General features: G+C 74.3%; 9 protein-coding genes. 6 read left to right on the top strand and 3 right to left on the bottom strand.

The features are described from left to right. Both ABZX40_RS16180 and ABZX40_RS16175 read right to left on the bottom strand, forming a co-directional pair. Positions 1-317, bottom strand: a 317-nt coding sequence (locus ABZX40_RS16180) for a hypothetical protein (RefSeq protein WP_356162555.1), incomplete at its 3' end; no start/stop codon positions are given. Next, positions 314-916 (bottom strand): TetR family transcriptional regulator, encoded by a 603-nt coding sequence (locus ABZX40_RS16175; protein WP_355742219.1) that lies wholly within the window; start codon positions 914-916, stop codon positions 314-316. The genes ABZX40_RS16175 and ABZX40_RS16180, both read right to left, overlap by 4 nt. A 115-nt stretch (positions 917-1,031) precedes the next feature. Between ABZX40_RS16175 and ABZX40_RS16170 the strand changes: the two genes are divergently transcribed. The 6 genes from ABZX40_RS16170 (at position 1,032) to ABZX40_RS16145 (ending at position 8,122) form a co-directional block, all read left to right on the top strand. Beyond that, entirely contained in the window at positions 1,032-1,796 is a 765-nt protein-coding gene (locus tag ABZX40_RS16170) for a hypothetical protein (protein ID WP_355742217.1), read from the top strand. 86 nt (positions 1,797-1,882) lie between these two features. Next, positions 1,883-2,818 (top strand): zinc-binding dehydrogenase, encoded by a 936-nt coding sequence (locus tag ABZX40_RS16165; RefSeq protein ID WP_355742214.1) that lies wholly within the window; start codon positions 1,883-1,885, stop codon positions 2,816-2,818. A gap of 62 nt (positions 2,819-2,880) precedes the next feature. Continuing rightward, positions 2,881-3,909: an LLM class flavin-dependent oxidoreductase gene (locus tag ABZX40_RS16160; protein WP_355742211.1), complete on the top strand. Its 1,029-nt coding sequence runs from the start codon at positions 2,881-2,883 to the stop codon at positions 3,907-3,909. Between the two features lie 163 nt (positions 3,910-4,072). Beyond that, entirely contained in the window at positions 4,073-5,152 is a 1,080-nt protein-coding gene (locus ABZX40_RS16155; protein WP_355742208.1) for an alkene reductase, read from the top strand. A gap of 190 nt (positions 5,153-5,342) precedes the next feature. Then, positions 5,343-6,827: an aldehyde dehydrogenase family protein gene (locus ABZX40_RS16150; protein WP_355742205.1), complete on the top strand. Its 1,485-nt coding sequence runs from the start codon at positions 5,343-5,345 to the stop codon at positions 6,825-6,827. A gap of 32 nt (positions 6,828-6,859) precedes the next feature. Then, positions 6,860-8,122 carry an acyl-CoA dehydrogenase family protein gene (locus ABZX40_RS16145; protein ID WP_355742202.1) on the top strand — a complete coding sequence of 421 codons (1,263 nt, stop codon included), beginning with the start codon at positions 6,860-6,862 and terminating at the stop codon, positions 8,120-8,122. A 59-nt stretch (positions 8,123-8,181) separates the two neighbouring features. Here ABZX40_RS16145 and ABZX40_RS16140 read toward each other — a convergent pair whose 3' ends face one another. Continuing rightward, positions 8,182-9,108: a helix-turn-helix domain-containing protein gene (locus ABZX40_RS16140; RefSeq protein WP_355742199.1), complete on the bottom strand. Its 927-nt coding sequence runs from the start codon at positions 9,106-9,108 to the stop codon at positions 8,182-8,184. Between the last annotated feature and the right edge of the window lie 159 nt (positions 9,109-9,267).

Below are 9,267 nucleotides of genomic sequence, written 5' to 3'. Positions count from 1 at the left end.
GGCTGTTCCCGGCGGGCGCTACTCCCGGCGGGCACTGTTCCGGGCAGGGGCTGTTCCGGGCGGGCGCTGTTCCCGGCGGGCGCTACTCCCGGCGGGGGCGGCAGGGGCAGGCGGACCCGGCAGCTGAGCAGGCCCAGCCACCCCAGCCACCCCAGCCGGCTCAGCCGGCTCAGCCCGCTCAGCCCGCTCAACAGGCCCAGCCACCCCAGCCAGCCCGGCCAGCCCAGCAGGCCCAGTCGGCTCACCCCGCTCACCCCGCTCACCCCGCTCGGCAGGCTCACCCCGCTCACCCCGCCCAGCAGGCCCACCCCGCTCACCCCGCGAACTGCTCCCAGCTGGGGGCCGGTTCCGGTAGGGGACGGGCGGTCGTCGGGGTGAGGCCGTCGAAGATGAGGGCGAGGTAGCGGCGCCACAGGTCCGGGGTCTCCCGGCCCAGGCTCAGGACCGCCTGGGAGGCGGCGCTCAGCAGGAGCACGATGTCCAGTCCCGTGACATCGTCCCGGATCGCACCGGCCTCCCGGGCGCGGGCGGCGAGGGTCTCGGCCACGTCGGCGAGGCGTTGGCGCGAGGTCCGGACGCTGGGCTCGGAGCGGGAGAGCGCGGCGGCGGCCTGGCAGAAGGAGCGGTCGCGGGCCTGGATCTCCGTACCGATCTCCATGAACTCCAGCAGGGCGGCCCGTGGGTCGGCGGCGTCGGCGAGGCGCTCACCTGCGGCGACCAGTTCCTCCAGGCGGTCGCTGAAGATCTCGGAGAGCAGTTGTTCCTTGGTGTCGAAGTGCCGGAACACCGTCCCCTTGGCGACCCCGGCGCGGGCCGCGATGCGTGTGATCGACGCGTCCATGCCGTTCTCGGCGAATTCCGCGGTCGCGGCGTCCATCAGAAGGCGTCGGTTGCGCACGGCGTCGGCTCTGGTCATGCCCCCACTCTACCTAAGCGGACCGCACGGTCATGTTGTGTGTTACGTTCTAGAACATGACCGAGCGGTCCGTTTAGCGGGCCGCCTGTGCAGCACCCGTACGAAAGGACATGGCATGGACATCCGTGGCTACGAGACCGGACCGATCAAGGCGGAGGCCGCCTTCACCTCCGACTTCCCCCTGGACGACCGCTACTCCACGCAGACGATCGTCGACATGCTGGAGCGGGAGCGTCCGAACATGGACATCCGCCCCGGCATGCGGCACAAGTACACGCCGCTGCGCTTCGACCCGGCCACCGGCGTCAAGTACATCGGCGGGCGCTATCTCTTCGACACCTGGGAGAACGTCCTCGACTACGACCACTTCACCAACGAGGAGCTGTTCCCCGAGCCCGGTGTGAAGTTCTGGTCCCGCTTCCCGGGTGTGGACAAGCACTACTGGAAGGTCACCGGCGCCCATGACTTCAAGCCGATGGCCACCGCCCACCACATCAACCGCTTCGAGCGCTACTCCTTCGGCGGCGATGACGTCGAGGCCCTGCTCGCCCAGGCGTGGCCCGCGATCCGCGACGAGGCGGAGCGGCAGGGGCTGTCGAGCGTCTGGCTGATGTTCCAGCCGAGCGAGCGGCAGATCGGCATCCTCACCGTCGCCGAGAAGTCCGCCGACACCGACCCGGCCACCGCCGTCTCCCAGGGCCTGGAGCGCCTGGAGCGGCTCGCCCCCTTCGGCCGTCTGCTGCCCGGCGCGCTGGACACCGAGCAGCTGATGGACCGCACCAGCCTGATCATCTCCTCCTGGCTGCCCGAGTCCCGGGCCCTCGGCGGCGCGCACTCGTCCTTCGACGTGTCCCCGCCGCACCCCGCTCCGCAGATCTGACACCGCCCCTCCCCACGGGCCTGCCGGGCGGCCGGCCGTGAACGGCACGGCCGCCCGGCGGACCCCAGAGAGCAAGGAGACCCCCCATGCGCGCCCTCGTCGTCGATCACTCCCGCCCCCTCCCCCTGCGCCTCGCCACCGCCCCCGACCCCGTGCCCGCTCCGAACCAGGCCCTCGTCCGGGTCACCGCCGTCTCGCCCAACCCGGCCGAGTTCCGCTACGTCCTGCCCGGCGCCCCGGACGGGGCGGTGATCGGCTGGGACGCCGCCGGGATCGTCGAGCGGGCCGCCGCCGACGGCTCCGGGCCACCGCCCGGCACCCCCGTCACCACCCTCGGTCTCGCCGAGGGCTGGGCCGAGCTGCGGGCCGTCGACACCGCGCTGATCGGCACCGTCCCCGAGGGCGCCGACCTCGGCGCGATGAGCACCCTGCCCGTCTCCGCCGGGACCGCCCTGCGCGCCCTGCGCGGACTCGGGCCGGTCCTCGGACGCCGGGTGCTGGTCACCGGGGCGACGGGCGCGGTCGGGCGGTACGCCGTCCAGCTCGCCGCCCGCGCGGGCGCGCAGGTCATCGCGGCGGCCCGCAACCCCGGGTCGGCCGACGCGCTGCGGGCCCTCGGCGCCGACGAGGTCGTCACCGGACCCGAGGGCGTCACCGCCCCGGTCGACGGTGTGCTCGACCAGGTCGGCGGCCCCGGCCTCGCCGCGTCCTTCGACGCGCTGGGCGACGGCGGCACCCTCGTCCTGACCGGCGCCGCCTCCGGCGCCCCGACCCTCTTCGCGCCCGGCGCCCTGCTCGCCGACCCCGTCCGCCGCGACCGTTCGATCGTCACCTTCTTCGAGCTGTCCGGCGACGGCATCGACCGGGACCTCACCTGGCTGGCGTCCGAGGTGGCCGCCGGACGGCTGCGCCCGCACCTCGCCGCACGCGGCGACTGGAACGACCCGGGGACCACCGAGGACATCCTCACCGCCGTCCGCGACAGCCGCCTCGGCGGCAAGGCCGTGCTCGATGTGAGCTGACCAGCGACAACCGGGCCCCGGAGCGGACGCCGAGGGGCCCCGTCCAGTGGAGAAGAACCGACATGAACCGCACCCCCGACCCCACGACCCGCACCCCCGACGCCCCACCCCGCATCCCCCTCTCCGTGCTCGACCTCGCCCCCGTCCGCGTCGGTCACTCCCCCGTGGAGGCGCTGGAGAACACCGTCGCGCTGGCCCGCGCCGCCGAATCGCACGGCTACCGGCGCTTCTGGATCTCCGAGCACCACAACACCCCCGCCATGGCCAGCTCCGCGACCTCGGTCATCATCGGGCAGGTCGCCGCCGCCACCGAGCGGATCACGGTCGGCGCGGGCGGCATCATGCTGCCCAACCACGCCCCCTATGTCGTCGCCGAGCAGTTCGGGACGCTGGCCGCCTACCACCCCGGCCGGATCGACCTCGGCCTCGGCCGCGCCCCCGGCGCCGACCCCTGGACCGCGCGGGCGCTGCGCCGCGAGGCGGGCGGGGGCGGCGACTTCCCCGGGCAGGTCGCGGAGTTGCGCGGCCATCTCGCGCCCGGCTCCCCCGACCGCCGGGTGCGGGCGATTCCCGGGGAGGGGTCGGGCGTACCCGTGTACGTCCTCGGCTCCAGCACCTTCGGCGCGGCGCTCGCCGCCCGGGAGGGGCTGCCGTTCGTCTTCGCCTCCCACTTCGCGCCCGACCAGCTCGGCACGGCCCTGGAGCTGTACCGGTCCGCGTTCCGGCCGTCGGCCGCGCTGGCGGAGCCGTACGCGATGGTCGCGGCCAACGCGGTCGTCGCGGAGAGCGAGCGCGAGGCGGTGCGGATCTTCTCCTCGCTCCAGCAGAAGTTCCTCACCCACTTCAGGGGCGGGATGGAGTTCCGGCCGCCGGTCGACGACATCCACAGCCTGTGGACACCGCAGGAGGCGGGGATGGTCGGCGCCATGCTCGCCGAGTCCTATGTCGGGACGCCGGACACCGTCCGCCGCGGGCTGGCGGAGCTGGCCGCCCGCACCGGCGCCGACGAGCTGATGATCCTCAGCGAGGCCTGGGACTTCGACGCCCGGCTGCGCTCGTACGCGCTGCTCGCGGAGGTCTGGGGCCTCTGAGGCCCGTCCACCTTCGAGGTACGGAACCGCTGAGGTCCGGAAACCGCTGAGGCCCGTCCGCCGCCGAGGTACTGGAACCGCCGAGGCCCGGAACCCCCGAAGTCCGTCCACCGCCGAGGCCCGTCCGCCGAAGAGATCCGTCCGCCGAGAGGGAGTGACCCCCGTGCCCGCGCCCGCCGCCCTCTTCGAGCCCGTCCGGCTCGGTGCGCTCACCCTGCCCAACCGTATGGTCATGGCCCCCATGAGCAGGGCCCGCGCGCACCCCGACGGCACCCCGAGCGCGCTGATGGCCGTCCACTACGCCCAGCGCGCCACGGCCGGACTGATCGTGGCCGAGGGCACCCACCCCGTCCCCGGCGGTGCCATCGGTCCCGCCGCGCCCGGTCTGTTCACCGACGCCCACCAGGCCGGATGGGCGCGGATCGCGGACGCCGTGCACACGGCGGGCGGACGGGTCTTCCTCCAGCTCATGCACGCGGGCCGACTGGCGCACCCCGCCTTCCTCCCCGAGGGCACCCACCCCGTCGCCCCCTCGGCCGTCGCCGCCGCCCACACCCTCGTCCACACCTCCGACGGGCGGGTACCGGCCGTCACCCCGGCCGCGCTCACCGAGCGGGCCCTCGCCGCCCTGATCGACGGCTTCGCGCGGGCGGCGGAGCGTGCGGTGGCCGCCGGGACGGACGGGGTCGAGATCCACGCCGCCAACGGCTATCTGCTGCACCAGTTCCTCGCCGAGAACGCCAATCTCCGCACCGACCGCTGGGGCGGGGACGCCGAGGGCCGCGTCCGGCTCACCGTCGAGATCACCCGGGCCGTCGCCGAAGCGGTCGGCCCGCACCGGGTGGGGGTGCGGATCTCGCCGTCGCACCCCTTCGGCGGCCTCAGCGAGAGCGATCCGTACGGCACCTACACGACCCTGGTCCGCGCGCTCGCGCCGCTGGGGATCGCGTACCTCCACCTCGGGGCGACGGGTACGGAACTGGACGGCGCGCTGCGGGAGTTGTGGCCGTCGGCCCTCATGGTCACCCCGCCGCCGTCCGAGCCCGCCAAGCCGGAGGCCGCCGCGCACGCCCTCGCGCACGGCGCCGACCTGGTCTCCTTCGGCCGGGACTTCCTCGCCAACCCCGACCTGGTCACCCGCTGCCGCGCCGGGGCACCGCTCAACGAGATCCGCCCGGCCGGGTTCTACGGCGGCGGCCCCGAGGGCTACACCGACTATCCGGCGCTCACCACCGAGGACTGACCGCGGGGACTCACCGCAGGGGCGGGCGCGCGATACGAGGCAGGCACGCGATGCGGGGCGTGCGCGCGATGGCGACTTCCCGTGCGCCCGGTGGTGACCGCCCCCGCCCACCCCCCGCCTAGATTTCCGCCACCACTCCCGCCCACCCCACCCCCTCGGAGGGACCCCAGCGATGCGCACTCCCACTCCCTTGAGCACCCCCACGGGCACCCCCACCGGTGTCCCCACCGGCATCCGCGCCGAAATGCTCATCGGCGGCGACTGGACCACCGGCACCACGACCGCCACCTTCCCCACCCTCAACCCCGCGACCGGCGAGGTCATCGCCGACCTCCCGGACGCGACCGCGGCGGACGTGGACAGCGCGGTGCGGGCCGCCGCGGCGGCGTTCGCCTCACCCGGGTGGGCCGGGCTGCTGCCCGCGGCCAGGGCGCGGCTGCTGCTGAAGGTGGCCGATCTGCTGGAGGAGCACGCCGAGGAACTGGCCCGGCTGGAGACCCTCGACCAGGGGCAGCCGCTCGGCGTCAGCGCCGGGTTCTCGGTGCCGAACGCGATCGAGCACTTCCGGTACTACGCCGGGTGGGTCACCAAGATCACGGGAGTGTCCTCCCCGCTGTCCATCCCCGACGCCGATCACCGCACCGTCCGCGAGCCGCTCGGGGTGTGCGGGCTGATCACGCCGTGGAACTTCCCGCTGATGATCCTGGTGTGGAAGCTGGCGCCCGCGCTCGCCACCGGCAACACCGTGGTCATCAAACCGGCCGAGCAGACCCCGCTGTCCACCCTGCGCCTCGCCGAGCTGATCGAGCGGGCCGGGGTCCCGGCGGGGGTGGTGAACGTGGTGACCGGAGGGCCGGAGACGGGAAAGGCCCTGGTCCGGCACCCGCTCGTGAAGAAGATCTCCTTCACCGGGTCCACCGCCGTCGGGCGGGAGATCGGCGCCGAGTGCGGCCGGGCGCTGAAGAAGGTCTCGCTGGAGCTGGGCGGCAAGGCGCCGAGCGTGATCGCCGCCGACGCCGACCTCGACGCGGCCGTCCAGGGCAATCTGCTCGGCGGGCTCCTCAACTCCGGGCAGGTCTGCGCCGCGTACACCCGCTTCTATGTGGACAGCGCGCGGCACGACGAGTTCGCGGAGAAGCTGGCCGGGGCGGCGGCGTCGCTGCGGCTCGGCGACGGGCTGGACCCGGCGACCCAGCTCGGCCCGCTGGTCTCGGCGGAGCAGGTCGAGCAGACCGCCCGCTATGTCGCCGCCGGGCGGGACGAGGGCGCCGCGCTCCTCACCGGCGGGCACCGCCCCGCCACCACACCCCCCGGCGGCTTCTTCTACGAGCCGACCGTCTTCGCGGGCGTCGGGCAGGACATGCGGATCGCCCGCGAGGAGATCTTCGGCCCGGTGCTCGCCGTGATGCCGTACGACGACCCGGAGGAGCTGGCCGGGCTCGCGAACGACTCCGAGTACGGGCTCGCCGCCGCCGTCTGGTCCCGTGACATAGGCACCGCCAACCGGCTGGCCCGGCAGGTCAAGGCGGGCACGGTCTGGATCAACATGATGCAGGGACTCGACGCGGCGGCGGCCTGGGGCGGCACCAAGTCCTCCGGTATCGGCCGGGAGATGGGATGGGAGGCGATCGAGGCGTACACCGAGGTCAAGAGCATCTGGACCAGCCACCACTGAGCCCGGCAGCAGCACCAGCAAGGGAGCGTCCCATGGCCATCGACTTCACCCTCACCCCCGAACAGCAGCACCTCCGCGCGCAGGCAAGGGACTTCGCCCAGCGGGCGCTGACCGGCGTCGGCCCCGCCACCCACGCCCTCGGCGACCCCGAGGAGCGCTGGCGGGCCACCCGGCCGATCTACGAACAGGCCGTCGCCGAGGGCTGGCTGCGCCGGATCCTGCCCGAACCGCTGGGCGGCGAGGGGCGCGGCATGGTCGATCTCGCCCTGGTCGCGGAGGAGTTCATCGCCGTCGACGCCAATGTGTCCCTGACCCTCTTCGCGGTCACCCTCGGGCTGACCCCGCTGATGGCCGCCGGAACGCCGGAGCAGACCGGGGAGCACTTCGGCCGCTTCCTGGAGCCCTCCGGCGCCCCGCTCGCCGCGTTCGCCTTCAGCGAGCCCGGCGGCAGCGCCAACTACGACGCCCCCGCGCCCGCCGACGGCGTCCGCACCACCGCCGTCCTGGACGAGGCGCGCGGCGAGTGGGTCATCAACGGCCGCAAGAGGTGGGTGTCCAGCGCCGGCGGCTGGGACGGCGAGGGCCCCGACCTGCTCGCCGTGGTCTGCCGTACGGATCCGGCGGCGCCGCCCGGCGAGGCGCTCTCCGTCATCCTGGTCCCCGGCCCGGTCCCCGGCCTCACCCTGGACGACAGTCTCGACCTCCTCGGCCATCGCGCCCATCAGACCCCGGAGATCACCCTGCGGGACGTCCGGGTGCCCGAGCGGCACCTGCTGGGCGCCCCGGGTGCGGGACGGGCGATCGTGGCGGGCAGCTTCGTGCCCACGGCCGCGCTGGTCGGGGTGTTCGCGCTGGCCAGGATGCGCGCGGCCTTCGCCTACGCCCTCGCCTTCGCCCGGCGGGAGCGGCGGGCCGGGGCGGTGCCGATCATCGACCATCAGGCCGTCGGGTACGCGCTGGCGGACGCCAAGTCGGCGATGGAGGCCGTGCGCTGGCTGTCCTGGCGGGCCTGCCACGCCCTGGACACCGGCAGCCCCGCCGCCACCGAACTCGCCCTGCACGCCAAGGTGTTCGGCTCGGAGACCGCGGTGCGGGTGGTCACCGATCTGATGCGGGTGGTCGGCATGGAGAGCTACACCCATGAGAACCCGCTCGCCGGCATCCTCCAGGACACCCTGGCCTATCCGCTCTTCGACGGGGGGAACATGGGCGTCCGCCGCCGCCAGCTGCACACCATGCTGGCCGACCCGGCCTACGACCCGGACGCCACGCACACCGGGGACCCGACGGCCTGACCCGTCATCTCAGGGCCGCAGGGCCTCCTCCTCCCAGAACCACAGGCCCTCCCCGCCCCTCAGGACCGCGGGCCCTCGCGCCGGATCTCGGCCGCGCTCTGCCCGTACGCGGCGCGCAGGGCGCGGCTGAGGTGGGTGGCGTCGAGGATGCCCCACCCGGCGGCGATCACCGACACCCCCCGGTCCGCGAGGGCGGGGTCCGCCAGGTCCCGGCGGATGCGTTCCAGTCTGCGGCTCCTGACCCAGGCGGCGAAGGAGATCCCGCGCCGCTGGAGCAGCTTGTGCAGATAGCGCACCGAGATGTGGTGCGCGCGGGCCACGGACTCCGGTGACAGCCCCGGGTCGGAGAGCCGGCCCAGGCAGTGGGTGAGGATCCGGTCCGCGAGATCCTCCGCCGGGCGGGCGGCGGGCCGCTGCTCGGCCAGGGCGGAGAGGACGACGGACACCAGGGCGTCGGCGAGATGCGGGCCGCCGCTGCCCGCGCAGGCGTCCAGGTCGCTCGCGGTGTCCCGCAGCAGCGCGGCGGCCAGCCGCCGCCCCCCGCCGTCGGTGGGCACGGCGGAGGCGGTACGGGAGGGCAGCGGATCGGTGTGCGGCCCGAGCAGGGAGCGCGGGATGGCGAGCACGACGAGATCGAACGGGTCCCAGAAGCGCAGCTCATAGGGCCGTACGGTCTCGTAGACGACCAGGTCGCCGGGGGAGGTCAGGCACTGGCGGCCGTCCTGCTCGACCCCCGCCCGCCCGGTGCCGTACAGCGCCACCTTCACCAGTTCGGGATCGCCGGAGCCGATCAGGGACGGCGGGCGCCGGACGGTGCACGGCCCCCCGGTGATCCGGGTGACGAGCACCTTGCCGGGGCGGGCGCTGCGCAGGGTGCCGCAGGCCCCGGGCGGGGCGGGGAGGCGCCCGGCGGGACGGATGCGCAGGGGCGCGAAGGCTTCGGAGGCGAGCTGCTCGAACCGTTCGGAACGGTCGGCGTCGTCCATGACCGCCTCCTTCGCCGTCACCGGAAGGTGTGCCCACCCGTCGATCGGTCTACCTGCCTACCTGCCTGCCTACCGGTGCACCGACCGAACGTTCGGTGAAAGATATGGTCCCCAGTAATCCAGCCATGGCGTCGGCCTGTCAAGAGCGGGCACCCCACC

It is taken from the genome of Streptomyces sp. NPDC004610, from assembly GCF_040609715.1.
Classification (GTDB): domain Bacteria; phylum Actinomycetota; class Actinomycetes; order Streptomycetales; family Streptomycetaceae; genus Streptomyces.
Note: the sequence above shows the minus strand (reverse complement) of the source record. Positions and strands in the feature narration are given on the sequence as shown.

Coding starts and splice junctions, on each gene's coding strand:
- ABZX40_RS16145 (WP_355742202.1), top strand. CDS start 6,860: ATGGCCATCGACTTCACCCTCACCCCCGAACAGCAGCACCTCCGCGCG.
- ABZX40_RS16165 (WP_355742214.1), top strand. CDS start 1,883: ATGCGCGCCCTCGTCGTCGATCACTCCCGCCCCCTCCCCCTGCGCCTC.
- ABZX40_RS16175 (WP_355742219.1), bottom strand. CDS start 916: ATGACCAGAGCCGACGCCGTGCGCAACCGACGCCTTCTGATGGACGCC.
- ABZX40_RS16170 (WP_355742217.1), top strand. CDS start 1,032: ATGGACATCCGTGGCTACGAGACCGGACCGATCAAGGCGGAGGCCGCC.
- ABZX40_RS16140 (WP_355742199.1), bottom strand. CDS start 9,108: ATGGACGACGCCGACCGTTCCGAACGGTTCGAGCAGCTCGCCTCCGAA.
- ABZX40_RS16160 (WP_355742211.1), top strand. CDS start 2,881: ATGAACCGCACCCCCGACCCCACGACCCGCACCCCCGACGCCCCACCC.